This window comes from Vibrio sp. Vb1337 (genome assembly GCF_033338715.1).
Classification (GTDB): Bacteria; Pseudomonadota; Gammaproteobacteria; order Enterobacterales; family Vibrionaceae; genus Vibrio; species Vibrio alginolyticus.
Genome location: NZ_JAWOTD010000308.1, coordinates 1 through 1,009, shown reverse-complemented (window position 1 = coordinate 1,009; position 1,009 = coordinate 1). Strand labels below are relative to the sequence as shown.

At 43.7% G+C, this 1,009-nt stretch carries 2 protein-coding genes; both read right to left on the bottom strand.

Annotated features, from left to right (window positions below):
- Positions 1-308 (bottom strand): MSHA biogenesis protein MshK (locus tag R7E42_RS25845; protein WP_318073363.1); only part of this gene is annotated, 308 nt, incomplete at its 3' end.
- Positions 301-951: a type II secretion system protein GspM gene (gene gspM, locus R7E42_RS25840; RefSeq protein WP_005497276.1), complete on the bottom strand. Its 651-nt coding sequence runs from the start codon at positions 949-951 to the stop codon at positions 301-303. The genes gspM and R7E42_RS25845, both read right to left, overlap by 8 nt.
- Positions 952-1,009 lie beyond the last annotated feature (58 nt).

Sequence of the window (1,009 nt, the reverse complement as noted above, 5' to 3'; positions counted from 1 at the left end):
AAAAGCTCAAGGTTCCACTGACGGCTACCACGCTTTAAAGTTACAAATTCACTATTGATGCTTGCTACTCGATAACCGTTAAACAGTTCCCCCTGTTCGACAAGTCGGTTATTCATGATTGCGACACATTCGGTATTTGGCTTACAGACAATGCTGTTCAGTGTCGGCAAGCGGTATTGTTTCGCTTTGGGCTTGGCAGACACCTCTGCTGGTTTTTGCCAACCAAGTGGTGCAGTTGGATCCTGATTTGCCAAGACTGAACCAGACAAGGCGATAGCCGCGATTGAGATAATGAGTTTTTTAACCACCGATAAACTCCTCTCGAGAACCTAATGTGTACACTTCAAGCACTAACTTCGCTTTTGGATATTCTTCTACTTTGTAACTGAAGCTACGCCAAAAATAGCTGGCAGGTAAGCTCTCTAACTTGTTTAAGTAGTTGGCGATAGAAAAGTAGTCACCAGTTAGCTCCATGCGTACTGGGTGTACGTAGTAGCCAGAGTATTGTGATGCTTCTTTATCTTCTGTGATCGGCTCAGATGGCAGAGTCTGCAATGACACCAAGTGAATGCCACTTTGCTGCTCTAATACGCTCTCTAATACGCCCGCCATTTGTGAAGGCGTTACCAAGTGTTCAATAATTTGCGACAACTGCATCGAAAGATGCTGACTTTCCGTCAACAGGTTGGAAATTTCCAAATCAATATCTGCGTTTGGATCTTTCTTCAATTGAGCCTTAACACGTAAAATATCAATTTCTGTTTTTTGGTTTGACTGCTTTAAGTTACTCAGCTGTCTTTCATTGTTTGAGATCTGATTGAGCTTAGGTTCTAGCACCAACGTAAACAGCAACATAACTACGGTCACGAAGCCACACAGCGCCACCAGCATTTTCTCGCGCGCGCTCATGTCTCCAAAGCGCTCTTCTAATGAGCTCCAGAATTCGTTCATTTATCTTTATCCTCGCGCGTTTTCAACTCAAACGTCACTATGTCTTTCTCATTGCGAC